Source organism: Trinickia sp. Y13 (genome assembly GCF_029522115.1).
Classification (GTDB): domain Bacteria; phylum Pseudomonadota; class Gammaproteobacteria; order Burkholderiales; family Burkholderiaceae; genus Trinickia.
In genome coordinates this window covers 49,174-72,346 of the sequence record NZ_JAKWFK010000014.1, presented here as the reverse complement: position 1 = coordinate 72,346, position 23,173 = coordinate 49,174, and the positions used below count along the sequence as shown (strand labels likewise).

Genomic DNA, 23,173 nt, shown 5'->3' with positions numbered 1-23,173 from the left:
GACTCCGTGCGTTCCCGCGAAATTCGTGCAGTTTCATGCGATGCCGCCGGTGAAACATGCGGCTTCCTGTTTGAACGCGCAAGCGGGAGGCATGCCTCCCGCTTGCGTATTTCCTACTTTTCCTACTGTTGCCGTGTAACCGCAGGGCCGGTGTGCTCAGGGGTACCGAGCGCCGGCTGCGTTTGCATGGCGGCCCGAACGGGGGGCTCGCCACGCGGCGCTCAACCTGATTACTGGAGGAGCTTGAGCACTTGCTGCGGCAGCGAGTTCGCTTGCGACAGCACCGAGATACCGGCTTGTTGCAGCACTTGCGCCTTCGACAGGTTGGCCGTTTCTTGCGCGAAGTCGGCGTCTTCGATCTGCGACTTGGCAGCCGACAGGTTCGTCGATTGCGTTTGCGTGTTCGTGATAGCCGCTTGGAACGTGTTCTGCGTTGCGCCGAGCGTTGCTTGGAAGTTGTTCACTTGCGAAAGCGCTGCGTCGATCGCCGTGATCGCGTTTTGCGCGCCCGAGGTCGACGAGATGTCGACGCCCGACACGCCCAGGCCCGTCGTCGTCCACGCCGTCGTGCCGAAGCTGGCCGTGATCGTTTGGTTGGCGCTCGCGCCGATCTGGAAGTTCACGCTGCCCAGGCCGCTCAGCACGTTTTGGCCGTTGAACGACGTTTGCGATTCGACGCGGTTGATTTCCGTCAGACGCGTCGAAACTTCCGTTTGCAGGTTCGCTTGAGCAGCCGTGCCGAGCGAGCCGTCGCCCGACTCAACGGCGAGCTGGCGGATACGTTGCAAGTTGGCGACGGTAGCGGAGATCGCGCCCGAAGCCGTTTGCACCATCGAGATGCCGTTGTTGGCGTTCATCACGCCTTGGTTCAACGCGTTGATCGACGCCGTTTGCGTCGTGACGATCGCGAGGCCGGCAGCGTCGTCCGCAGCCGTGTTGATGCGCTTGCCCGACGAGAGGCGGTTGATGGCTTGCGACAGGGCGCTTTGCGAACCCGACAGGTTCGTCTGCGTCGACAGCGACAGGATGTTGGTGTTGATGTTCAGCATTTTGCTTCCTCGTTTGGAAAACGGTCCAGGGACTAGGCTGGTTCGGGGTTCGGCGTCGCGCTTTCGCGAATGGCGCTGCCCGCCTGTCCTGGTTGTCGGCGAGGCCGAGAAAAAACTTTAGGGACCGAACGAGGAATTCGTGTGCCTAGAGGGCGAAATCGACTGCTGAGCCTTATGCAGCAAGGATCGGAGGAAAACAAAACGTTTGCTAAGAGCGGTGCGGAAGGTGGCGTTGGGCTGTTGTTTCGGCGTTGCCAGGCTGATCTGGCAACGCGAAAAGTGGCCCGGACTCGGTTTACCTGCTATCATCTCGGGTCGAATTGAGATCGCTGCCGTTTTCATTTGAGATCTGCCGCCCTTTCGTTGCACCGGCCATGCATCATCGGTCGTCCTGCGGCGGGCTCGCGGTCACTTCGCGAGCGGCACGGGCAGGTTCAGCTCCGGCAGTCAAACGCGGCGTCGGTAAGGTAGCCGGCCGGCGTGCGCGGTGAACTCTCCGCTCTCTCTTTTCTAGGCCAGTCCGAACGTGGCAGTGTCCGCGCCGTCTCTCGTACGGTTGGGCGGTGGCCTCTAAGCGGACCGGCGCGTGCGCGAAAGCGCGCTACGCATTTGAACGTAACTTTGGGAAATCCATGACGACCATTCTTCTGAAGGAAAACGAGCCGTTCGAAGTGGCGATCCGCCGCTTCCGTCGCGCCATCGAAAAGAACGGCCTGATCGCCGAACTGCGTGAACGCCAGTCTTACGAAAAGCCCACGGCTGTTCGTAAGCGCAAGAAGGCCGCGGCGGTCAAGCGCCTGCACAAGCGCCTGCGCAGCCAAATGCTGCCGAAGAAGTTGCACTAAACGCTACGCGGCGCTGCCGCCGCGGCGCGGCTGTAAAAACAAATGGCGGTGCGCTTCGAAAGAAGCGACACCGCCGTTTGCATTTGTGGCGAGGGTTGCAACGGACATGCCCCGCGCGGCGGCAGATTGCGCCGCGTCCCACCGGCGGGCCGGAGCCGGACACAGCGCGAAGCGCCGTCAGGCCGCGTGCTTTTCTAGCTGCGTGGCCGAGAGGCCGAATTGGCGCGCGATGGACAACAGTCGTTCGCGCCATTCCCAGGCACCGAACGCATCATGTACGTTCTGCAGGCAGCTCAATAGGTTGACCGTGGTCGGATCGTAGACGTTCACGCGCGCTTTGAGCAGCGCTTTCCTCAGCGCCGCGACGCCGGCGTCCATGTAGGCGGGAACGGTCGTCGCGGGTTTGTCGACATAGCGAACGGGCACGCCTTCCATCGACGTCACGTAATCGCGCGGATGGATCAGCCTGCCAATCGGGCACCCGCCGCGAACGCCGTGGTAAGCGCCGCCACCGCGTGGCAGCAAGGCCGCTTGCTGTTGCGCGAATAGGTGATCCACGGCGTGATCGAATAGGTCCTGGTGCGTCAGGAAGTGCAGGGTCTTCATGATCTTGGTTTGCTGTCTATCGGCAGCGGTGATGGGGTTGCTCGTGACTGCTATAACGGCGCTCACGGGCGAAATTGCAGCTTTCCGGGGATATTCCCTAGACCAAGACGTGCAATCAAGCACTTTTTCCCGAATGTTGCTCCCGCGACACGAGGGGATACCCGTCCCTGCATGCCACGTGACTAGCCGCTCTCGCGCTTACCCCTGCGCGAGGCAAGCGCGGCGCAACGCGCGCGCGAAGCGCAATTGGCTTGATGGTCGTTGACCATCCCGACTGCCTGCATGAAGGCATAGCAGATCGTCGAGCCCACGAATTTGCAGCCGTAGCCTTTGAGCGCTTTGCTTAGCGCGTCGGACTGCGGCGTGGAGGCGGGCGCGTGTTCTTTGTAAAGCGCCCAATCGTTTTGAATGGGCTTGCCGTCGACGAACGACCACACGAAATCGGCAAACGAGCCGTGCTGGGCGCGAATGTCCAAGACGGCCCGCGCGTTGACGATGGCCGCTTCGATTTTGGCGCGATTGCGCACGATGCCCGGGTCTTGCAACAACGCCTCGACTTTCGCCGGCGTGAAGCGCGCGACCGCTTCGACGTCGAAGTTATCGAACGCACGGCGGTAGTTCTCGCGCTTGTTGAGAATGGTGGACCATGACAGGCCGGCTTGCGCGCCTTCGAGGACGAGCATCTCGAACAGATGCCGATCGTCGCGCGAAGGCACGCCCCATTCGGTGTCGTGGTAATGCTCGTCTGCCGGAGTTCTTACCCAGTTGCAACGTTCGGTCATGGATGCCTCTGTTCGCTGGTGTCCGCGCAAGCGTCTTCGCTTGCCGGCGGGTCTAAGCCGAAGGCCCGGGGGGAACCGACTAGGGCCCGAATTGTTCGCAAGGATAGCGGATCGCCCACCGGGCGATACTAGGCCGATCGGAGAATTGGCGCGGACGCGCGAAGCCGATAATCTCTCGGTCGGCGTAAATCAACCGAACTTCGACGATGCGGCGCGGCGCCGCGGGTGGTAAGCATGGAAACTATGCAATTTTTGATCGGCGTCGACGGCGGCGGAACTGGCACGCGTGTCGTGCTGGCCGATGCGCGCGGCGTCGAACTCTCCCAGGCCGCGGGCGGCCCCTCGGGCCTCGGGCTCGGCGTCGAGCGCGCCTGGCAAGCCATCGAAGCGGCATGCGCGCAAGCGTTCTCATCGGCGGGGCTGGGGCTCCAATGGCGGCATTGCGCGCTCGGCTGCGGGCTCGCGGGCGTGAACAACCGCGATTGGCTGGCGGCGTTCTTGGCGCGCGCCCCGCATCTTGCTGCGCTGGAGGTGCAAAGCGATGCCTACACCACCGTGCTCGGCGCGCATGGAGGCGAAGCGGGCGTCATCGTGGCGGTCGGCACGGGCAGCATCGCGGCCGCGCTCGATGAAAGCGGCGCGTGTCGAACCGCGGGCGGCTACGGATTTCCTTCGGGTGACGAAGCGAGCGGCGCATGGCTCGGCTTGCGGGCGATCGTCCATGCACAGCAAGCGCTCGATGGGCGTGCGAGCGCCGATGCTTTTTCGCAGGCGTTGCTCGCCCATATCGGCGTAGCCGATCGCGATGCGCTCGTGCTTTGGCTTTGCGAAGCAAAGCAGACGGATTACGCCGGCTTGGCGCCCGTCGTGCTCGACCACTGCGATCATCCGTTCGCGGCGGCGCTGCTGGCGCAGGCGGGGGCCGACATTGCGAAGCTCGTCGACGCTTTGGATCCCCTCGGCCGGATGCCGGTCGCGCTGTGCGGCGGGCTCGCCACGGCGCTTGCTGGCTATGTCCCGGCGTCGCATCGAGTCCGGTTGCGTGCGCCGCAGGCCGACTCGGCGCACGGCGCGCTCGAACTCGCGCGGCGCGCGACGCTTCCTTGAGCGGCATAAAATGACGGTACGATCACCGCACGATTCGTCGCGCCGCCCTCCTTGAAAAACATCGTTCGGCTTTTTCCATGTACAAGCTCGTTGCTACCGACCTCGACGGAACGCTGCTCAACAGCGATCATCAATTGGACCCGTTCACGGTGGCTACGGTGCGCCGGCTCGAGCGCTCGGGGGTCCAATTCGTGATCGCCACGGGGCGGCACTACTGCGATGTCGCGGGCATTCGCGACGTGCTCGGCATTCGTCCTTATCTGGTGACATCCAACGGAGCGCGCGTTCACGCGCCCGACGACACGTTGATCCACTCGCGCAACCTTTCCGCCGAAGCCGTGAAGCAGCTCGTGCAGCCGGCCATCGTCGGCGAGCATGGCCGCGTGATCGTCAATCTCTTCGCCGACGACGCCTGGCTCATCGATCGTGACGTGCCCGAGTTGCTCGCTTACCACCAGGATTCGGGCTTTCGCTATCAAGTCGTCGATATGCATGCGCACGATGGCGCAGACATCGCGAAAGTGCTTTATATCGGCGATCCCGCGGATCTCGCGATCATTGCAGAGCGCCTGGATCGCGCATTCGGCGATGCACTCTATGTCACTTACTCGCTTCCCGATTGTTTGGAAGTGATGACGTCGAACGTTTCGAAGGGACGCGCGCTGCAATTCGTGTTGAGCCGCCTCGAGCTGCTTCCCGCCCACTGCGTCGCGTTTGGCGACAACATGAACGACATCGATTTGCTCGAAACCGCGGGACATCCGTTCATGATGAACAACGCCAATCCCGATTTGATGGCGCGGCTGCCGTTCGTGCCGCGCATCGGCAACAACTTCGAGGCAGGCGTCGCGCATCATCTGCGCAAGCTGTTCTCGATGACCGATGAGTTAGTGCCCTGTCCCGCGAGTTCCTTTGATATGAAATCGCCCATTTGACCGCCATGCGGCGTCGCTCGTCGTTGCCATGACTACGGCTATGGCGCATCGGGCAGCGCCGCGCAGGACAGTCCTTGGCGCGTCCGTCGAGGCCTTCCCTATCGAGCGTGAACGTCGCAGCGAGCTTGCCGCGTCGTTCGGACGCCGTCAGTGTGTCTTCGAGCCCATCGATTCGGGCATATCCGTAGGTAGTATCGACGGGCATGCCGTATTGAATGGCGGCGGGTTCGATCGTCGCGAGCGGACGGACATAGTCGTATGGCACGCCTTCGTCCTTTTTTCGAATCGATAGATTGGGCGCGTAGAGAGCATCGGTTTGCCGAACTTTGCCGCGATAACGGCGGGCAATGCCAATGCTCGATTAAGCCCTTGGCAGTCCAATTGCCCGTATCCTTGAGCCGGCTTTTCGCCATCACGGACGAAAACGATGGTTTCGCGCAGTGGCGCTGCCGCCTGGGCCGCGCCCGCGCAGGCCGCAACAACGGCGAATGCGAGCGAGAAAACCTGAGGCGAAACAGACGGCGCGGCGTTGGCGCGGTATTCGGACCGACGGTCCACCGACATTGCCGGGCCGACATCCCCGGTATTCGCATCAATAGCCACGCAGGCGAGGGGCGTCTATTGGGCGACTAATGAGGTTTTTCGCACGGTCTACACACATTTAAGAATTATCGTACGATTTCATTTCGCTCAATCTCGGGTAAATTCGGCATTGCCAGCCGGTAAAGTTCCGACTAACCTCCGAACAAACTCTTTTCAATCACGGGAGACCACGATGTCCCAATACGCAGAGCTCAAGGCTCAGATCGCAAAGCTGCAGGCGCAGGCCGACGAGGCCCGCCGCCAAGAAGTCGTCAATGTGATCGCGGAGATCAAGCAAAAGATTGCCGAATTCGGACTCGGCGCCAGCGACTTGGGATTTGCCGAAGCGCCGCGGCGCGGCCGCCCCCCGGCGAAGAAAACCCCGCTACCCCCGAAGTACCAAGATCCCAAGTCCGGCAACACGTGGAGCGGGCGTGGCAAGCCGCCCAAGTGGATTGCCGGCAAGAACCGCGATCGCTTCCTGATCGCGCAGTAATGCACGCGCTGGCCGCTGCCAAGCGCGCGGCGCTCCCCGCATTAGCCCGGCACCTAAGCGCCGGGCTATGCGAATACGATTTATTCAAGAATTGTTTCGGGTGAGGTTGCGCCAGCGTATTGCTTCATTCTGCGATTGGGCGCTTCCCCCATTCTCGTTATATTCGGGTTATCCCGCTGCCACGCTGCGCAACTTCGGGCGTGCGGCGCTTTGTTCCAGCAGCGTCTCGTAGCATTTCACGTAGTTGCTCGCCATCGTCCGAGCGGTGAAGCGTCGTTCGAACTGTGCGCGAATTTCTTCGCGAGACAATTCGGGAAGGCGCTCGAGCGCCGCCACCGCTCCTTGAACGTCTTCCACGATATAGCCGGTCACCGCGTGATCGATCACCTCCGGCACGGAGCCGCGATTGAATGCGATGACGGGCGTGCCGCACGCCATGGCCTCGATCATGACAAGGCCGAACGGCTCGCACCAATCGATCGGAAAGAGTAGCGCTTTCGCGCGCGACAAGAACTCGGGCTTGCGCGCCTCGTCGATTTCGCCGACGAACTCGACATGCGCCTGCGACAGCAGAGGCTCGATCTGTTCCTTAAAGTAATCGCGATCGACCTTATCGATTTTGGCTGCGATTTTCAGCGGTAAGCCGCTCATTGCCGCGATTTTGATTGCCGTATCGACGCGCTTTTCGGGGCAAATTCGCCCGAGAAAAGCCAGGTATTCGGGCTCGCAATGCGGTTGCGGCGTCAGCAGATGCTCGGGCAGTCCGTGGTAGACGGTGTCGCGCCACCGCGCTTGCGGCAACGGAATGCGTTGCGACTGCGAGATCGACACGACGTTGGCTTGGGAGAACGTATCGAACACGGGTTGCAATTCGGGCAGGTCGAGCCGGCCGTGCAGCGTCGTCAACGACGGCGCGGCCGCGTCCGCGAACAGCGAGAACGGCAAATAGTCGAGGTGGAAATGCAGCACATCGAATTGGCTTGCGAGCCGGCGCACTTTTTCGAGTAGCAGCATATGCGGCGCGAGCGGGTCGCGGATCGTCGGGTCCAAGCGCAGCGCTTTCGGCCAAGCGGCGTCGAGCGTCGCCGACGTAATCGAATCGCCGCTTGCGAACAGCGTGACATCGTGTCCGAGCTCGACGAGCGCTTCGGTCAAATACGACACGACGCGTTCGGTGCCTCCGTAGAACTTCGGCGGTACGGCTTCGTAAAGCGGCGCGATCTGAGCGATTCGCATTGCGTCAATCTCCTTTCAGTGGGCGGCGCGCGCAACCTTGCCGCCGATGGCTTTTGGGCTGCCCTGCCATTATCAGGAGCGAACCCAGCTGCTAAGAGCAAGTTTTCAAACCCTTAATCCTTGTTACACGCCGAAACAGCGCGCCCTTATTTCCACCGGGAAATCCGGTAAAAAGTGGGCGCGCCGCTCTCGTTAGCCGGCATATGTTGCGTGCCGATGTCGAACGCCTCGCTGGCGAGGATCGTTTGTATCGATACGACGATGGGGTGGGTGAACGCCTTCTTACCGTTTATCCCGATAAACCCGCCCAAGCTCGCAAACCCATATGGGGCACTCATGTCAGAAAAATTCCTACATGCTTTCTAGACATTTCCGGCATAGACCGGCGGTGCTCTTCCTATTTCCACCCCTTTTACAATTAGACACAATTTGTCCAACACGAGGACGGGCGGCAGCACCGTGGTAAGTCGCACGCTGCCGAGCAAACGTTTCCGAACGACACAGACCAGCGCGGGGGAATCATGAGCGCCACAAGCGAAATGCTCAGCGAGATCAAGGAAATCAATCTCTCGTATCTGTTGCTCGCACAGCGCCTGTTGCGAGAAGACAAGGCGATGGGGATGTTCCGCATGGGAATCGGCGGCCAGTTGGCCGATGTCCTCACCAATCTCTCGTTCGCGCAAACGGTGAAACTAGCCGCATCGAATCAACTTTTGTGCCGTTTCCGCTTCGACGACCATGCCGTGCTCTCGTCGTTGGCCGACAAGGGCAAGAGCGCGTCGGTGGCCCAAGCGCATTCGGCCATCCTGATGGCCGGACAACCCGCCGCGTCGATGGGCTGAGCACCGGCTCGCGCGGCAATACGCGCCGCGGCCATCGTCGCCGTCGCCGCGGTCCGGACGCTTTGGCGCGGAAAAGCGCTCGAACACACTCCACACACCAACTATCTATCAAGTAAGCGGGGCACACGGCCGATATGGCAACCAAGAGCGTCGTGCTCGAAGTCAAGGAAATCACGCTGGCGATCGAGTTGATCGAATTGGGCGCGCGCCTGCAACTGCTCGAAGCGGAAACGAGCCTGTCGCGCGACCGGCTCATCAAGCTGTACAAGGAGTTGAAGGGGGCGTCGCCGCCCAAGGGCATGCTGCCGTTCTCGACCGACTGGTTCATGACTTGGCAGCCGAACATTCACTCGTCGCTGTTCTTCAATATTTACAGCTTCATGGCCGAGCACGGCGGTTGCGAGACCATCCAGTCGATCGTGAAGAGCTATCGCCTTTACTTGGAGCATATGGCGCTCAATGGCGACGAAGCGCTGCTCAGCCTCACACGCGCTTGGACTTTGGTGCGCTTCTTCGAGTCAGGGATGTTGCAGATGACGGCCTGCACACGGTGCCGCGGGCATTTCGTCGCGCATGCGCACGATCCGCAGCACGGCTTCGTTTGCGGTCTGTGCCAACCGCCGTCGCGGGCCGGCAAGACCAAGAAATTGGCCGCCGCCAAGGCGCAGCAGGCCGTCGCGCTCGCGCAGCCGGGCGCCTCCGAGCTCGCGGCCTAGCGCGCCCAATCGCGCCCTGTGCGCATCCCGGGCCGGCGTGCGGCCCGTCCCAGCCTCCCCGCTTGCGGTCCCGTCAAGTGGACAGGCCGGTCTAGTAAGACGACGTCCTGGTTTACGCGACGGTCCCGGCCCTCTTTTGCCCCCAAAGTTTTCGCCTCGTCTGCCGTAAACCAGATTAACGACGGTCTCCCGTCGACCTTGTGAGGATCCCAGCTGTGCTGATTTTCGTTGGAACACTCGTTACCGTGTTGTCCGTCTTCGGCGGCTATGCGCTCGCGGGCGGCCATCTGGGCGCGCTAGTGCAACCCGAGGAAGGGCTGATGATCGCCGGCGCCGGGGTGGGGGCGTTCATTCTCGGCAACGGCATGAAGACGATCAAGGCGACCATCAGGCTGTTGCCGACGCTATTCAAGGGCTCCAAATATACGAAGGATACGTATATGGAGCTGATGGCGCTGCTTTACGTCTTGCTTGCAAAGGCGCGCAAGGAAGGCACGCTCACGCTCGAAGCCGATATCGACGATCCCGAGAAGAGCCCGATTTTCACGCAGTACCCGAAGATCCTCGCCGATCACCATATCGTCGAATTCCTGACCGACTACCTGCGTTTGATGGTGGGCGGCAACATGAATGCGTTCGAGATCGAAAGCCTGATGGACGAGGAGATCGAGACGCATCACGCCGAAGGCGAAGGCCCGGCGCACGCGCTGAGCCGCGTCGGCGACGCCATGCCCGCATTCGGCATCGTCGCGGCAGTGATGGGCGTGGTTCATACGATGGCGTCTGCCGACAAGCCGCCGGCGGTGCTCGGCGCGATGATCGCGCAGGCGCTCGTGGGCACCTTCCTCGGCATCTTGCTTTCGTATGGCCTGATTGGGCCGCTCGCGAGCCTGGCCGAGCAGCGCGTGGCCGAGTCGACGAAGATGTTCCAGTGCATCAAGGTCACCATTCTCGCGAGTCTGAACGGCTATGCGCCGGCAATCGCCGTCGAGTTTGGCCGCAAGGTGCTGTTCTCTCCCGAGCGCCCGTCGTTCGCCGAGCTCGAAGAGCACGTGCGCCGCGTCAAGGCGAAATAAGCGGCATAGGCTGAGGACAACGAGGGCGCGCGAGCATGACCAAGGGCAAGGACAGAGCGATCATCGTCAAGCGCGTGGCGCCTTCCAAGAAGGGGCACCACGGCGGTGCATGGAAGCTCGCCTATGCGGACTTCATGACCGCGATGATGGCGTTCTTCCTGTTGATGTGGCTGCTCAGCGCCGTCACGCCGGTGCAGCTCAAGGGCATTGCCGAGTACTTCAACCAGCCGTTGAAGGCGGCGCTGCTCGGCGGCGGCGACCGCAGCGCCCAGGAGTCGAGCATCATCAAAGGCGGCGGGCGCGACATTTCCACCGATACCGATGGCGTTACGCGCCGTTCGGATGGCACGACGGCGCAGGCGACGCGTACGGCCACCAAAGCCGACGATGAAGCGCTGAACATGTTGCAAGGCGCGCTGGAGCGACGCGAGCAGGCGCGGCTGCACGATCTGCAGGTCAAGCTGATGGCCGCGATCGAGTCCAATCCGGTGCTGCGCCAGTTCAAGCAGCAGATTCGCATCGATTCGACGCTCACGGGCCTGCGCATCGAGATCGTCGATAGCCAGAAGCGGCCGATGTTCGCGACGGCGAGCGACGAGGTCGAACCGTACATGCGCGACATCTTGCGCGCGATCGGCCAAACGCTGAACGACGTGCCCAACCGGATCGTCGTGCAAGGTCATACCGACGCCGTGCCTTACGCGGGCGGCGGCAAGGGTTACAGCAATTGGGAGTTGTCGGCCGACCGGGCGAATGCGTCGCGGCGCGAATTGATCGCGGGCGGCATGGACGAGAACAAGGTATTGCGCGTGCTCGGGCTTGCATCGACGCAAAACCTGAACAAGGCCGACCCGCTCGATCCGGAGAATAGACGCATCAGCATCATCGTTCTCAACAAAAAGGCAGAGGACGCGTTGATGCATGATGACTCGACGGCGACGACCCTATCGGACGACGCAGCCAGCGCCGCGCCGCTCGTCGGCAAGATCGCGCCGCGAGCCGCGCCGGCAGTGGCGCCGCCGCCCGTGAGCGCCGTGGGGGCGGGAGCAAAGCAATGAGCGGCGAGCGTGGGAGCGAGAGCGGGGTGAGACACACATGATCAAGCAGATTTTGGCGATCGACGATTCGGCCGCGATGCGGGAAATCCTCGCGGCGACCTTGCGCAGCGCAGGCTACGACGTGACGGTGGCCGCGGACGGCGACGAAGGGTTGGCGAGCGCCTTGGCGAGCCGGTTCGATCTCGTGCTGACGGATCAGTACATGCCCAAGCGCAGCGGGCTCGACGTGATCGCGGCGCTGCGCGCGCAGCCGGCCTACTCGGCCACGCCGATCTTCGTGCTGACGACCGAGGACGGCGTCGCCTTCAAGGATGCGGCGCGCGCGGCGGGCGCGAGCGGTTGGATCGAAAAGCCGCTCGATCCCGACACGCTGACGGAGCTCGTAGATGCGCTCAACGCTCAAGGCGCGTGACGGGCGAGCGACACGGATCGACAGGAAGCGGCATGAACCGGTATGAACCGGTATGGACCGGCGGGAAATAGGCAAAGACAGGGCATCTGCGGCGCACGGCGCGCGCAATGAATGGACAACGCGCACCAGCGAGCACACGACTCTTAGCGGTGACTGAAGCATGACACTCGACATTACCCAGTTTTATCAGACGTTCTTCGACGAGGCGGACGAACTGCTCGCGCAGATGGAGCAGTTGCTGCTGAACCTGAATGTCGGCACGCCGGATCCGGAGGATTTGGCAGCCATCTTTCGCGCGGCGCACTCGATCAAGGGCGGCGCGGCGACCTTCGGCTTCACGGCGTTGACGGAAACGACGCACATCTTGGAATCGCTGCTCGATCGCGCGCGCAACAACGAACTGACGTTGCGCAAGGACATGATCGATACGTTCCTCGAAACCAAGGACGTGCTCGCCGATCAGCTCGCCGCCTACCGCGCGAGCGCCGAACCCGACGGGGCCGCGGCCGCGGCCATTTGCGCGAAGCTCGAGCGGCTGCATGCCGAGGCGAGCGGAGCGGCTGCCGCACCGGCTGCGGATCCAGCCCCGGCTCCGGCCGCCAGCGCGGCTCCGGCTGCCGCTCCCGCCGCGACCGACGGCACGCCCGAGCATGTGGTCGAACAGGCCGTCGAGGCGACACACGGCGTGACCGGAAGCGGTTCGTCGACGGGCGATGCGAACAATGCAGGACCTCACCTGAAAGTAACGCTACGGGGGGTGGGGGAGAAGGACCAGGATCTCCTGATCGAAGAATTGGGCAACCTGGGACACATCGTGGGACAGGTGAAGAGCGGCGGCGACTTGGTCGTCTACCTCGAGACCGACGTGCCGTCCGACGACATCACGGCCGTGTGCTGCTTCGTGATCGACGAAAGCCAGATCACGATCGGACGAGGCGCCGCCCCCGACGCGCAGGCGGAAGCACCGGCTGCGGTGGCGAGCGAGCCGAAAGCAATCGCACCCGCACCTGCCCCGCAGGCGAGCGCTCCTGCGGCGGCGCCCGCGACGCCGGCCGTCAGCGCGGCGCCGGCGGCCGAGTCCAAGGCCGAGGCGCCCAAGGCAGTCGCGGCGCCCGCCGCGGCAGCGTCCGCGGAGGACAAGAAGGCGCGTCCGGCCGCCGCCGCGGCGTCGAGCGAAGGCAGCTCGATCCGCGTCGGCGTGGAGAAGGTCGATCAACTGATCAACCTCGTCGGCGAACTCGTCATTACCCAGGCGATGCTGGCCGAAACGACGAGCACCTTCGATCCGGCGTTGCACGATCGGCTGTTCAACGGCATGGCGCAGCTCGAGCGCAACGCGCGCGACCTGCAGGAAACCGTGATGTCGATCCGCATGATGCCGATGGATTACGTGTTCAGCCGCTTCCCGCGCCTCGTGCGCGATCTGGCGGCCAAGCTCGGCAAGGAAGTCGAACTCGTCACCTTCGGTCAAGCGACCGAGCTCGACAAGAGTTTGATCGAGCGGATCATCGATCCGCTGACGCACCTCGTGCGCAACAGTCTGGACCACGGCATCGAAACGGTCGAGGCGCGGCGCGCGGCCGGCAAGGACGGCGCGGGCCAGCTCGTGCTGTCGGCGGCGCATCACGGCGGCAACATCGTCATCGAAGTGAGCGACGACGGCGCGGGCTTGCGCCGCGACAAGATTCTCGCCAAGGCCATGAAGCAAGGCATGCAGGTGAGCGAATCGATGAGCGACGAGGAAGTCTGGAACCTCATCTTCATGCCGGGTTTCTCGACGGCGGAACAAGTGACCGACGTCTCGGGCCGCGGCGTGGGCATGGACGTCGTCAAGCGCAACATCCAATCGATGGGCGGGCACGTCGAGATCACGTCGCATGCGGGCAAGGGCACGACGACGCGCATCATCTTGCCGCTCACGCTGGCGATTCTCGATGGCATGTCGGTGAAGGTCGGCAACGAAATCTTCATCCTGCCGCTGAACTTCGTCATGGAATCGCTGCAGCCCGCGGCCGAGGACATCTACACGGTGGCCAACGGCGAGCGCGTGGTGCGCGTGCGCGGCGAATACCTGCCGCTCGTGCCGCTGCACGAGGTGTTCTCGGTGGAGGGCGCACGCACGGAGCCGACGCAAGGCATCGTGACGATCATGCAGACCGAGGGTCGCCGCTTCGCCATGCTGATCGACGAGTTGGTCGGCCAGCAGCAAGTGGTCGTGAAAAACCTCGAAACGAACTACCGCAAGGTGCGAGGCATTTCGGCGGCGACGATCCTGGGCGACGGCAGCGTCGCACTGATCGTGGACGTCGCCGCACTGAACCGTGAGAGCCGTGCGTCGCACGGCGCCATGAACTTTTCGTAATTCCCTAACCGTTTGGGGGCTAACGTGGCTGAAGTCCAAACCAACAATGCAAGCGGCGCGCTCGTCGCGGGCGGCCGTCGCGACGCGCTGCAGGCCGATGCGGCCGGGCAAGAGTTTCTGATCTTCACGCTCGGCGCGGAAGAGTACGGCATCGACATCCTGAAGGTGCAGGAAATTCGCGGCTACGACAGCGTGACGCGCATCGCCAACGCGCCCGAATTCATCAAGGGCGTGATCAACCTGCGCGGCATCATCGTGCCGATCGTCGACATGCGGATCAAGTTCCAGCTCGGCCGCGTGGAGTACGACCATCAAACCGTCGTGATCATCTTGAACGTCGCGCACCGCGTAGTGGGGATGGTCGTGGACGGCGTGTCGGACGTGCTGACCCTGACGGCCGACCAGATCATGCCCGCGCCCGAATTCGGCGCGACGCTGACGGCAGAGTATTTGACGGGCCTTGGCACCGTCGAAGGACGCATGCTGATCCTCATGGACATCGAGAAACTGATGGTCAGCAAGGAAATGGCGCTCATCGAAACCTTCGCGCAGTAACGCGCCAGGCTCGATCGCACCAAACGGAGATTGACGATGTTGCAAAACTGGTCGATTCGCACGACGTTGACGGCCATGGGCGCCGCGCTCGTCGCGCTGACCATTGCGGTCGGCGTGCTCGGGCTGACCGCGCTTTCGGGCGCAACGCGCTCGCTCGATTCGCTCGCACGCGGCGACTTGCCGACGATCCACGCATTGGACGAAGCGAGCAGCTATCTGCTGCGCTCGCGCATCGCGCTGGATCGCTTCCGCGCCCTGTCCGAGGCGGGCAACGCCGACGAAGCGAAGAAGGTGCTGGCGCGCGCCCAAGAGTTGCTCGCCGCCTCGAATCAAGCGTGGCAAACCTTCTCCGGCACGCCGCGCGAAGGCGTCGATAGCGCGCTCATCGACGAGCTCAATGCGCGCCACGCCACCTTGCTGCACGACGGCGTCGAGCCCGAGTTCGCCGCGGCGCAAGCGGGCGATCTGGCCGCCTATCACGCCATCGCCGATACCAAGATCAGCCCGATGTTCGTTGCGTTCGACAAAGTGGCCGTCACGGTGCTCAAGGCGCGCCAAGCGCACGCCGAGTCGCAGCGCGAGCAATCGGCCGCGAGCATCACGCTGATGAGCTCGCTGATCATTGCGGTGACGGCGCTCGCGATCGTCCTCGTCGTGTTCGTGCGCTTCGCATTGCGCGGGCTGATCGTGCAGCCGATCAACGATGCGATCGCTCACTTCGAACATATCGCCGACGGCGATCTGACGCGCAGCGTGCGCGTGTACGGCCGCAACGAGATCGGCCGCCTTTATGCGGGCATCCTGCGGATGCAAAACGCCATCACGACGATGGTCAAGGCCGTGCATACGGGTACCGAATCGATCGACGTCGGCGCGCGCGAGATTTCGATCGGCAACACCGATCTGTCGCAACGCACCGAAGAGCAAGCCGCTTCGCTGCAGCAAACCGCGACGAGCATGGGCCAGCTCACCGGCACCGTGCGGCAGAACACCGAGAACGCCCGGCAAGCGAGCCAGCTCGCGGTCAATGCGTCGGACATCGCAATGCGCGGCGGCGAGGTCGTGAGTCAAGTCGTGACGACGATGCAGGACATCGCGACGAGTTCGAACAAAGTCGTCGACATCATCGGCGTGATCGAAGGGATCGCGTTCCAGACCAATATCCTCGCGCTGAACGCGGCGGTGGAAGCGGCGCGCGCGGGCGAGCAAGGTCGCGGCTTCGCGGTCGTTGCCGGCGAAGTGCGCAGCCTCGCGCAGCGCAGCGCGGCAGCGGCCAAGGAAATCAAAGGGCTCATCGGCGATTCGGCGGATAAGGTGGCGAGCGGCTCCGAGCTCGTGGGCCGCGCCGGCACGACCATGGACGAAATCGTTCAAGCCGTGCGCCGCGTGACCGACATCATGGGTGAGATCAGCGCGGCTTCGGAAGAGCAGTCGACCGGCATCGAGGGTGTGAATCGCGCCCTCACGCAGATGGACGACGTGACGCAGCAGAACGCGGCGCTCGTCGAGCAGGCGGCGGCAGCGGCGGCCTCGCTCGAAGAGCAAACACGCCAGTTGAAGACGGTTGTCGGGCAATGGCGCATCGAGGGCGGGCACGCGGTAAGCGCGGCGCCGGCGTCGCGCCCCGCGCAAGCGCGGCTTGCCGCGAAGCCGGCTGCCAAACGCGTTTTGTCATCTGCGCAGCAGGCTCTTACGGTGCGCACGAGCGGGGCGAAGGCAGCAATCGCCGCGCAAGCCTCGCACGAGCCGAGTGGTGCGGCAGCGGCCGCCGATGCGACGAGCGCCGGGCAGGCAGCGCCGAGCGCGAAGCCCGCGCTCGCCGCCAAAGCCGCGCCCGTTGCAAGAAGCGCCTCGGCCGCGGCCAAACCGGCCGTGAAGGCGGCCCCGGCGGCAATTGCCCCGGCTCCCGTCGTCACTGCCTCGAGCAGCAAGTCGGACGACGACTGGGAAACGTTTTGAACCCGCGGCGCGTGCCCGTTGCACGCGCCGTTAGCAGGAAAGGCAGACGAGCATGTGGCGTTTCGGCACCCTGCCCGCATCCGGGCGATTCATTGCGCGGCGCGAGCCCGCGCGAGCGGGGGCTGTTCAGGCGACGGCACGGCTTGGCATCTATGACGTGAGAGAAGCACCATGACGACAGCGCGCGCAATTCTTCGGCCCGAGCGGGGCGAGTCGGGCGGCCTCGACGATCGAGCCGCCGGCTCCGGCTTCGCCGATCGCGATTTCGAGTTCACCGCCGCCGATTTCGCCCGCATCCGCGAGTTGATTCATCGTCGCGCGGGCATTTCGCTCTCCGAGCACAAGCGCGACATGGCATACAGCCGCCTCGCACGGCGGCTGCGCGCGCGGGGCCTCGACTCGTTTCGGCACTACCTCGATCTACTCGAATCGGAAAACAGCGCCGCGGAGTGGGAAGCGTTCACGAACGCGCTGACCACGAATCTGACGGCCTTCTTCCGTGAATCGCACCACTTCCCGATCCTTGCCGATTTCGTCAAGCGCCGCCAGCAGCCGGTTTCGATTTGGTGCTCGGCCGCCTCGACAGGGGAAGAACCGTACTCGATCGCGATGACGCTCGTCGAGGCGCTCGGCGAGTCGCAGGCGCGCCAAACGACGGTGCTCGCGACCGATCTGGACACGCAAGTGCTCGCCAAAGGCGAGGCGGGCGTCTATTCGCTCGATCAGGTCAAACAGCTGAGCCCCGAGCGGCTGAAACGCTTCTTCCTGAAAGGAACCGGGGCGCATGCGGGCCTCGTCAAGGTGCGTCCCGAACTGCGTTCGATGATCCGCTTCGCTCAGTTGAACCTGACCGACGCCGATTACGGACTGCGTCAGCCGTTCGATGCGATCTTCTGCCGCAACGTGATGATCTACTTCGACAAGCCGACGCAGTCGCAAGTGCTTGCGCGCTTCGAACCGCTCGTCAAGCCGGGCGGGCTGCTCTTTGCCGGTCATTCGGAGAACTTCACCTACGTCACGCAGGCGTTCCGCTTGCGCGGCCAGACGGTGTACGAGCTCTCGCGCGATCTGCAGGCAAATGGCGCCGGGCGCGCGTCCGGCGCTCGCCAGGAACGCATGGACGAGCCTGCATCGGCCGCCCACGGCAAAGGCCGGCGGGAGGTCGTAGCATGAGTGCCTTACCGATCGCCACGAATCTGTATTTCGACAATCACTTCGGCCGGCGCGGCGTGAAGCTGTTGCCGAACGAGTTCTATACGACGCGCGAGGACATGGTGCTCGTGACCGTGCTCGGCTCGTGCGTCGCCGCTTGCATTCACGATCGGACGGCCGGGATCGGCGGCATGAATCACTTCATGCTGCCCGACGATGGCGAGCAACCGTCGCAGGCTGCGTCCGACTCGATGCGCTATGGCGCCTACGCCATGGAAGTGCTCATCAACGAATTGATCAAGATGGGCGGCCGGCGCGAGCGTTTCGAAGCAAAGGTGTTCGGCGGGGCGGCGGTGCTGGCGGGCATGACGACGATCAATATCGGCGATCGCAACGCCGAGTTCGTGCGGCGCTACCTGGCTCTGGAAAAAATCCGCATCGTAGCCGAAGACCTTCAAGGTGTGCATCCGCGCAAGGTCGCGTTCATGCCGGACACGGGGCAGGCGATGGTCAAGAAGCTGCGGCTGCAGCAAGAGCCGAGCGTCGCCGAGCGCGAGCAGGCGCTTGCCAAGCAAGTGGCCGAGGCGCGCGCCGCGCGTCACGCGCGCGCCGCCCGCGAGCTCGGCCGCGCGGAATTGTTCACGAACAACGGCCAGGCACCCGCGCAAAAGCCGCGGGTCGAGTTGTTCGGCGCGCCCGCGGCCAAGCCGCGCGTGGAGCTCTTCGGCGCGAGCGCACGCGGCGCCGCGACGGCCCCGATCAATAGCGCCAAGACCGTAGAGGAGGCTTAATGAATTACCCCCACGTTCACATTCGTTCTCTGCCCTCCGAGGGGGCGCATGCCTCCCTCAGGGCGGCCCAGCGGGAGGCATGATCGCTGTGCAGAAAATCAAAGTATTGTGTGTCGACGACTCGGCGCTGATTCGCAGCCTGATGACGGAGATCATCAACGGTCAGCCCGACATGGCGGTCTGCGCGACGGCGCCGGACCCGCTCGTCGCGCGCGAGTTGATCAAACAGCACAATCCCGACGTGCTGACGCTGGACGTGGAAATGCCCCGCATGGACGGCCTCGACTTCCTCGAGAAGCTGATGCGGTTGCGGCCGATGCCGGTGGTGATGGTGTCTTCGCTCACCGAGCGCGGCTCGGAAATCACGCTGCGCGCCCTCGAACTGGGCGCGGTCGACTTCGTCACCAAGCCCAAGGTCGGGATTCGCGACGGCATGCTCGATTACGCGGAAAAGCTGGCCGACAAGATCCGCGCCGCCGCCCGCGCTCGCGTGAGCGCGCGCAGCGTGGCCCCGGCGCCGGCCGCCGGCAGCGCCCCGGCCGCGAGCGCCCATGCGCCGATGTTCAACAACCCGCTCGTCAGTACTGAAAAGCTGATCATCGTCGGCGCGTCGACGGGGGGCACCGAGGCGATTCGCGAAGTGCTGACGCCGTTGCCGCCGGACGCACCGGCCGTCTTGATCGCGCAGCATATGCCGCCGGGCTTTACGAAGTCGTTCGCGCAGCGCCTGAACGGCCTGTGCCGGATCACCGTCAAGGAAGCGGAGCACGGCGAGCGTGTGCTGCCGGGCCACGCCTATATTGCACCGGGCCATGCACATCTATTGCTTGCGCGCAGCGGGGCGAACTACATTGCACACTTGTCGGACGACCCGCCGGTCAACCGCCACCGGCCGTCCGTCGACGTTCTGTTTCGCTCGGCGGCGCAGCATGCCGGTAAGAATGCCGTGGGCGTGATCCTGACGGGGATGGGGCGCGACGGCGCGGCTGGATTGTTAGACATGCGAAATGCGGGCGCATACACTCTCGCGCAGGATGAGGCGAGCTGCATCGTCTTCGGCATGCCGCGCGAGGCGATCGCGTTGGGCGCGGCCGACGAGATCGCGCCTCTATCGGAAATGAGCCGCAGAGTGATGGCACGTCTCGCGGCGATGGGCGATCGAGTGCAGCGCGTGTGACCGGGCGGGCCCGGTTTCTTGCGCCGACCAATTCAGGTTAAAGGGAACGAAGATGGACAAAAGCATGAAAATTTTGGTGGTGGACGATTTTCCGACGATGCGCCGGATCGTTCGCAACCTGTTGAAGGAGCTCGGCTACGGGAACGTGGACGAGGCCGAGGACGGCGCGGCGGGGTTGTCGCGCTTGCAAGGCGGCGGGTTCGATTTCGTCATTTCCGACTGGAATATGCCGAATATGGACGGCTTGGAAATGCTCAAGCGCATTCGCGCTGACGCCTCGCTTTCGCACTTGCCGGTGCTCATGGTGACGGCCGAGTCGAAGAAGGAAAACATCATCGCGGCGGCGCAGGCCGGCGCGAGCGGCTACGTGGTGAAGCCGTTTACCGCCGCCACGCTCGATGAAAAACTCACGAAGATTCTCGAGAAGATGACCAAGGCCGGGAGCTGAAGTGAACGAAGCCACCAATTCGCAATCGGATGGCGCCGACGGCCCCGATTTGACGACCGACCGCATTCTCGCGCGCATCGGCCAACTGACGAAGACGCTGCGCGATTCGATGCGCGAACTTGGGCTCGACAAGCATGTCGAGCAAGCCGCCGAGGCGGTGCCCGACGCGCGCGACCGGCTCAAGTACGTCGCGAACATGACCGAGCAGGCGGCCGAGCGCGTGCTGACCGCGATCGATATCGCCAAGCCGCTGCAAGAGAAGTTGCAAGCCGATGCGGCCGAACTCGACACTCGCTGGGAGCGCTGGTATGCGGCCCCGATCGAGCGCGAGGAAGTGCGCACGTTGATGAACGACACGCGCGAGTTCCTCACGCGTGTGCCCGACGCCACCTCCGCCACCAATCAAAAGCTGCTCGAAATCATGATGGCGCAGGATTTCCAAGATCTGACCGGCCAGGTCATCAAAAAGATCATGGATATGGTGTACATCATCGAGCAGCAGCTCTTGACGGTGCTGGTGGAAAACATCGCACCCGAGCGGCGCGAGCAGTTCGCGCAGACGGCGGCCGCGCTCGCGGCCGAGCCGGGCGCGACGGGTACGCCCGATCACTTGCTCAATGGACCTCAGATCAACCCCGAGGGACGTGCGGATGTCGTGCAGGATCAATCCGACGTCGACGATTTGCTGGCGAGCTTGGGGTTCTGACGGCATTGCTTCGTTGCAGCGTTCGAATTTCAGGTTTCAGGTTTCAGGTTTCAGGTTTCAGGTTTCCAGGGGCGGGCCGCAGGACGCGGCGCCGCCCCTGTGCATGTGCGACGCGGGATGACGCTCGGTCCATTTCCCGCACGCCCGGCGCGTCGGTTCGAGCGCCGATGGTGTTTAAAAATGGCTCCGGCATGAAAGTAAAAGCGCCGAGGGGCGCGATAAAAAAGTCAACCAATAAGAGGCTTATTAAAAATGTCGAATAAAACCATGCGCGCCGCGTTTTGCGCCGCGCTGACCTGCGGGGTATTGGGCGTGGCCGCGCCCGCGCTCGCCGCGCTCGGCGGCACACCCACGCCGCCGCCTGCCGGCGCGACGTCCGTTTCAGTGTCTCCCGTCTCTTCTGTCGTTCATGCCGCATCGGGTGCGGCGAGCGCCACGAGCGCGGCTTCCTATACGGTGACGCAAACGACTTTCGGCAGCGGCACGATCGTGCGCGAGTACACCTCGACAGCCGGCACCGTATTCGGTATTGCGTGGGGCGGGCCTGCCATGCCCAACCTGGCGGTGCTGCTCGGCAATTACTTCCCTCAATTCGATAGCGCGCGTAACGCGCTGCGCGCGGCGCATCCCGGCCGCGGCCCTCTCGTGATCGAACTGCCTGGTCTTGTGGTGCGCTCGGGCGGCCACATGGGCGCGTTCGGCGGACAAGCCTATTTGCCCTCGGCTTTGCCAGTCGGCGTCAGTGCTTCTGATATCCAATAAACGATCGAGGGCAAGCAGAACCATGTTGCAGATCAATAAAGCATTGGCCCGCACGCTGAGTGCGTTCGGGTTGGCGGCAATCGTCGGCCTTGTCGCGGGTTGCGGCGGCGGCGGGGGCTCTAGCAGCACCGCAAGCACCACATCCAGTAGCGGCAGCACCAGCGGGACCACCTCCGGCAGCACCAGCGGCAGCTCGAGCATCGTCGCGAGCGGCCCTGTCTCGAGTACGCCGGCTTCGTTGGCGACCAATCAGGTGGCGGTCCTGGTGTCTTCCGCGATGGGTGCGGCAAACATCCCGATGGTGAGCGTAACCGTTTGCCAGCACGGCACGAGCGTCTGCCAGACCATCAACAACATCCAACTCGACACGGGATCGTCCGGATTGAGGCTGACCTCCAGTGCACTGAACAGCACGATGCTCAATGCGTTGCCGGTCGAGACGGTGTCGGGACAAGCCGTGGCCGAATGCATGGGCTTCGCCGACGGTTCGTCATGGGGATCGGTACGCCTGGCGGATGTGAAGATCGGTGGCGAGAGCGCGACGGCGACCTCGGGCATGCCTGTCCATATTCTGGGCGACATCGCGCAATCGGCAGCCGGCGGCAGCAACAACGCCTGTGCCAGCCCAACGACGCTTCACGACACGCCATTCTCTCTCGCCGCAAACGGCATTCTCGGTATCGGGACGGCGAAATATGACTGCGGCACGGTTTGCCAGGTCACGACCAACAACGATCTCTATTACGGATGCACGTTGAGCGGTGGCACGATGAGCAACTGCACCGACTTGGCCGTGCCGAACACCCAGCAAGTGGCCAACCCGGTTCAGTTTTTTGCGAGCGCGAACACGAACGGCGTGATTTTGAATATGCCGACTGTCGGAGCCTCGGGCGCGATAAGCGCTTCCGGTTACTTGACGTTCGGGCTCGGTACGCAAGCAAACAATGCGGTGCCGTCCTCGGGCATCCAAACGTTCACGACGGATCACTATGGGGACGTCAAGAGCGCATCGCTGAGTGGTACGACGTATTCGGACACTTCGTCGACTCAGCGCGCGGCATTTTTCGATACGGGATCGAACGGGATTTTCTTCCCCAACACCCCCGGTCTCGCTGCTTGCTCGGACGGCAGCGGTTTCTATTGCCCTGTCTCGGCTGTGCCGCTGCAGCCTTCCGTGACCGGCTTCAACGGTACGACGGCTTCGCTGGCGATCAACATCGAAAACTGGCTCAACCTGCGCAATGGCGGCGGGTTTGCGTTCTCCAACCTTGGCGGCGACTCCGGGTTGTTGGCGGTCGATTTCGGCATGCCATTCTTCTATGGGCGTACGGTCTATTTCAACTACGATACCGCGAACAGCGGAACGCTTAACGTAGGAACGACGGCCTACGTTGCTTTCTAAAGCTGCTGTGTCGTACCAGCCGATCGTCCTCGTGCGGCCGCGTCGCCGCTCGCGGACGATCGGCTGCGCGTAGCTTCCCCTGGTCAACACTCGCCTTGAGCGCGCCGCCCTTCATTT

At 63.4% G+C, this 23,173-nt stretch carries 24 protein-coding genes; 19 read left to right on the top strand and 5 right to left on the bottom strand.

Going from position 1 to position 23,173, the window contains the following annotated elements; all coding sequences use genetic code 11:
• Positions 1-230 precede the first annotated feature (230 nt).
• Entirely contained in the window at positions 231-1,049 is an 819-nt protein-coding gene (locus tag MMB74_RS21815; protein ID WP_277430743.1) for a flagellin domain-containing protein, read from the bottom strand.
• Between the two features lie 632 nt (positions 1,050-1,681).
• Here MMB74_RS21815 and rpsU point away from each other — a divergent pair.
• Positions 1,682-1,894, top strand: a complete 213-nt coding sequence (gene rpsU, locus MMB74_RS21810) for a 30S ribosomal protein S21 (RefSeq protein ID WP_006401410.1) — start codon at positions 1,682-1,684, stop codon at positions 1,892-1,894.
• Between the two features lie 177 nt (positions 1,895-2,071).
• Here rpsU and MMB74_RS21805 read toward each other — a convergent pair whose 3' ends face one another.
• The gene (locus MMB74_RS21805; protein ID WP_277430794.1) at positions 2,072-2,500 is read right to left on the bottom strand and encodes a hypothetical protein; all 429 of its coding nucleotides are present in this window, start codon (positions 2,498-2,500) and stop codon (positions 2,072-2,074) included.
• 182 nt (positions 2,501-2,682) lie between these two features.
• Positions 2,683-3,282: a DNA-3-methyladenine glycosylase I gene (locus MMB74_RS21800; RefSeq protein WP_277430742.1), complete on the bottom strand. Its 600-nt coding sequence runs from the start codon at positions 3,280-3,282 to the stop codon at positions 2,683-2,685.
• A 234-nt stretch (positions 3,283-3,516) separates the two neighbouring features.
• Between MMB74_RS21800 and MMB74_RS21795 the strand changes: the two genes are divergently transcribed.
• The 3 genes from MMB74_RS21795 to MMB74_RS21785 all read left to right on the top strand — a co-directional run bounded on the left by MMB74_RS21795 (position 3,517) and on the right by MMB74_RS21785 (position 6,402).
• Entirely contained in the window at positions 3,517-4,389 is an 873-nt protein-coding gene (locus MMB74_RS21795) for a BadF/BadG/BcrA/BcrD ATPase family protein (RefSeq protein WP_277430741.1), read from the top strand.
• A 77-nt stretch (positions 4,390-4,466) separates the two neighbouring features.
• On the top strand, positions 4,467-5,324 hold the full coding sequence (locus MMB74_RS21790) for a Cof-type HAD-IIB family hydrolase (RefSeq protein ID WP_277430740.1): 858 nt from the start codon (positions 4,467-4,469) through the stop codon (positions 5,322-5,324).
• Between the two features lie 775 nt (positions 5,325-6,099).
• Positions 6,100-6,402, top strand: coding sequence for an H-NS histone family protein (locus tag MMB74_RS21785; RefSeq protein WP_277430739.1), 303 nt, complete (start codon positions 6,100-6,102; stop codon positions 6,400-6,402).
• Between the two features lie 168 nt (positions 6,403-6,570).
• On the opposite strand, the gene MMB74_RS21780 is transcribed toward MMB74_RS21785, so the two are convergent.
• Both MMB74_RS21780 and MMB74_RS21775 read right to left on the bottom strand, forming a co-directional pair.
• Entirely contained in the window at positions 6,571-7,638 is a 1,068-nt protein-coding gene (locus tag MMB74_RS21780; RefSeq protein WP_277430738.1) for a glycosyltransferase family 4 protein, read from the bottom strand.
• 146 nt (positions 7,639-7,784) lie between these two features.
• Positions 7,785-7,976, bottom strand: coding sequence for a hypothetical protein (locus MMB74_RS21775; RefSeq protein ID WP_277430737.1), 192 nt, complete (start codon positions 7,974-7,976; stop codon positions 7,785-7,787).
• Between the two features lie 183 nt (positions 7,977-8,159).
• Between MMB74_RS21775 and flhD the strand changes: the two genes are divergently transcribed.
• From flhD to MMB74_RS21700, 15 genes are all read left to right on the top strand, one after another.
• Complete coding sequence (gene flhD, locus MMB74_RS21770) at positions 8,160-8,480, top strand: flagellar transcriptional regulator FlhD (RefSeq protein ID WP_277430736.1); 321 nt, start codon at positions 8,160-8,162, stop codon at positions 8,478-8,480.
• A gap of 134 nt (positions 8,481-8,614) precedes the next feature.
• Entirely contained in the window at positions 8,615-9,196 is a 582-nt protein-coding gene (gene flhC / locus MMB74_RS21765; RefSeq protein ID WP_277430735.1) for a flagellar transcriptional regulator FlhC, read from the top strand.
• A gap of 215 nt (positions 9,197-9,411) precedes the next feature.
• A complete protein-coding gene (gene motA, locus MMB74_RS21760; RefSeq protein WP_277430734.1) occupies positions 9,412-10,272 on the top strand; it encodes a flagellar motor stator protein MotA in 861 nt (286 codons plus the stop codon).
• A 35-nt stretch (positions 10,273-10,307) separates the two neighbouring features.
• Positions 10,308-11,330, top strand: a complete 1,023-nt coding sequence (gene motB, locus MMB74_RS21755) for a flagellar motor protein MotB (RefSeq protein ID WP_277430733.1) — start codon at positions 10,308-10,310, stop codon at positions 11,328-11,330.
• A gap of 37 nt (positions 11,331-11,367) precedes the next feature.
• Positions 11,368-11,742: a response regulator gene (locus MMB74_RS21750; RefSeq protein ID WP_277430732.1), complete on the top strand. Its 375-nt coding sequence runs from the start codon at positions 11,368-11,370 to the stop codon at positions 11,740-11,742.
• 160 nt (positions 11,743-11,902) lie between these two features.
• Positions 11,903-14,104, top strand: a complete 2,202-nt coding sequence (cheA, locus tag MMB74_RS21745) for a chemotaxis protein CheA (protein WP_277430731.1) — start codon at positions 11,903-11,905, stop codon at positions 14,102-14,104.
• A 24-nt stretch (positions 14,105-14,128) separates the two neighbouring features.
• Positions 14,129-14,659 (top strand): chemotaxis protein CheW, encoded by a 531-nt coding sequence (cheW, locus tag MMB74_RS21740; RefSeq protein WP_277430730.1) that lies wholly within the window; start codon positions 14,129-14,131, stop codon positions 14,657-14,659.
• Between the two features lie 36 nt (positions 14,660-14,695).
• Positions 14,696-16,618 (top strand): methyl-accepting chemotaxis protein, encoded by a 1,923-nt coding sequence (locus MMB74_RS21735; RefSeq protein ID WP_277430729.1) that lies wholly within the window; start codon positions 14,696-14,698, stop codon positions 16,616-16,618.
• Between the two features lie 171 nt (positions 16,619-16,789).
• On the top strand, positions 16,790-17,791 hold the full coding sequence (locus MMB74_RS21730; RefSeq protein WP_277430728.1) for a CheR family methyltransferase: 1,002 nt from the start codon (positions 16,790-16,792) through the stop codon (positions 17,789-17,791).
• Positions 17,788-18,561: a chemoreceptor glutamine deamidase CheD gene (gene cheD, locus MMB74_RS21725; protein ID WP_277430727.1), complete on the top strand. Its 774-nt coding sequence runs from the start codon at positions 17,788-17,790 to the stop codon at positions 18,559-18,561. The genes MMB74_RS21730 and cheD overlap by 4 nt, the downstream gene beginning before the upstream one ends.
• Positions 18,562-18,640: 79 nt before the next feature.
• Positions 18,641-19,738 (top strand): chemotaxis response regulator protein-glutamate methylesterase, encoded by a 1,098-nt coding sequence (locus tag MMB74_RS21720; RefSeq protein ID WP_277430726.1) that lies wholly within the window; start codon positions 18,641-18,643, stop codon positions 19,736-19,738.
• 52 nt (positions 19,739-19,790) lie between these two features.
• Entirely contained in the window at positions 19,791-20,186 is a 396-nt protein-coding gene (gene cheY / locus MMB74_RS21715) for a chemotaxis response regulator CheY (protein ID WP_277430725.1), read from the top strand.
• Position 20,187: 1 nt separating this feature from the next.
• Positions 20,188-20,892, top strand: coding sequence for a protein phosphatase CheZ (gene cheZ, locus MMB74_RS21710; protein WP_277430724.1), 705 nt, complete (start codon positions 20,188-20,190; stop codon positions 20,890-20,892).
• Between the two features lie 252 nt (positions 20,893-21,144).
• On the top strand, positions 21,145-21,654 hold the full coding sequence (locus MMB74_RS21705) for a DUF2844 domain-containing protein (RefSeq protein ID WP_277430723.1): 510 nt from the start codon (positions 21,145-21,147) through the stop codon (positions 21,652-21,654).
• A gap of 22 nt (positions 21,655-21,676) precedes the next feature.
• The gene (locus MMB74_RS21700) at positions 21,677-23,056 is read left to right on the top strand and encodes a DUF3443 family protein (protein WP_277430722.1); all 1,380 of its coding nucleotides are present in this window, start codon (positions 21,677-21,679) and stop codon (positions 23,054-23,056) included.
• Positions 23,057-23,173: the final 117 nt, after the last annotated feature.

Bases quoted from the DNA above. Each gene is read 5' to 3' on its own strand.
- MMB74_RS21815 (WP_277430743.1), bottom strand. From the start codon at position 1,049: ATGCTGAACATCAACACCAACATCCTGTCGCTGTCGACGCAGACGAAC.
- rpsU (WP_006401410.1), top strand. From the start codon at position 1,682: ATGACGACCATTCTTCTGAAGGAAAACGAGCCGTTCGAAGTGGCGATC.
- MMB74_RS21805 (WP_277430794.1), bottom strand. From the start codon at position 2,500: ATGAAGACCCTGCACTTCCTGACGCACCAGGACCTATTCGATCACGCC.
- MMB74_RS21800 (WP_277430742.1), bottom strand. From the start codon at position 3,282: ATGACCGAACGTTGCAACTGGGTAAGAACTCCGGCAGACGAGCATTAC.
- MMB74_RS21795 (WP_277430741.1), top strand. From the start codon at position 3,517: ATGGAAACTATGCAATTTTTGATCGGCGTCGACGGCGGCGGAACTGGC.
- MMB74_RS21790 (WP_277430740.1), top strand. From the start codon at position 4,467: ATGTACAAGCTCGTTGCTACCGACCTCGACGGAACGCTGCTCAACAGC.
- MMB74_RS21785 (WP_277430739.1), top strand. From the start codon at position 6,100: ATGTCCCAATACGCAGAGCTCAAGGCTCAGATCGCAAAGCTGCAGGCG.
- MMB74_RS21780 (WP_277430738.1), bottom strand. From the start codon at position 7,638: ATGCGAATCGCTCAGATCGCGCCGCTTTACGAAGCCGTACCGCCGAAG.
- MMB74_RS21775 (WP_277430737.1), bottom strand. From the start codon at position 7,976: ATGAGTGCCCCATATGGGTTTGCGAGCTTGGGCGGGTTTATCGGGATA.
- flhD (WP_277430736.1), top strand. From the start codon at position 8,160: ATGAGCGCCACAAGCGAAATGCTCAGCGAGATCAAGGAAATCAATCTC.
- flhC (WP_277430735.1), top strand. From the start codon at position 8,615: ATGGCAACCAAGAGCGTCGTGCTCGAAGTCAAGGAAATCACGCTGGCG.
- motB (WP_277430733.1), top strand. From the start codon at position 10,308: ATGACCAAGGGCAAGGACAGAGCGATCATCGTCAAGCGCGTGGCGCCT.
- MMB74_RS21750 (WP_277430732.1), top strand. From the start codon at position 11,368: ATGATCAAGCAGATTTTGGCGATCGACGATTCGGCCGCGATGCGGGAA.
- cheA (WP_277430731.1), top strand. From the start codon at position 11,903: ATGACACTCGACATTACCCAGTTTTATCAGACGTTCTTCGACGAGGCG.
- MMB74_RS21735 (WP_277430729.1), top strand. From the start codon at position 14,696: ATGTTGCAAAACTGGTCGATTCGCACGACGTTGACGGCCATGGGCGCC.
- MMB74_RS21730 (WP_277430728.1), top strand. From the start codon at position 16,790: ATGACGACAGCGCGCGCAATTCTTCGGCCCGAGCGGGGCGAGTCGGGC.
- cheD (WP_277430727.1), top strand. From the start codon at position 17,788: ATGAGTGCCTTACCGATCGCCACGAATCTGTATTTCGACAATCACTTC.
- MMB74_RS21720 (WP_277430726.1), top strand. From the start codon at position 18,641: ATGATCGCTGTGCAGAAAATCAAAGTATTGTGTGTCGACGACTCGGCG.
- cheY (WP_277430725.1), top strand. From the start codon at position 19,791: ATGGACAAAAGCATGAAAATTTTGGTGGTGGACGATTTTCCGACGATG.
- MMB74_RS21705 (WP_277430723.1), top strand. From the start codon at position 21,145: ATGTCGAATAAAACCATGCGCGCCGCGTTTTGCGCCGCGCTGACCTGC.
- MMB74_RS21700 (WP_277430722.1), top strand. From the start codon at position 21,677: ATGTTGCAGATCAATAAAGCATTGGCCCGCACGCTGAGTGCGTTCGGG.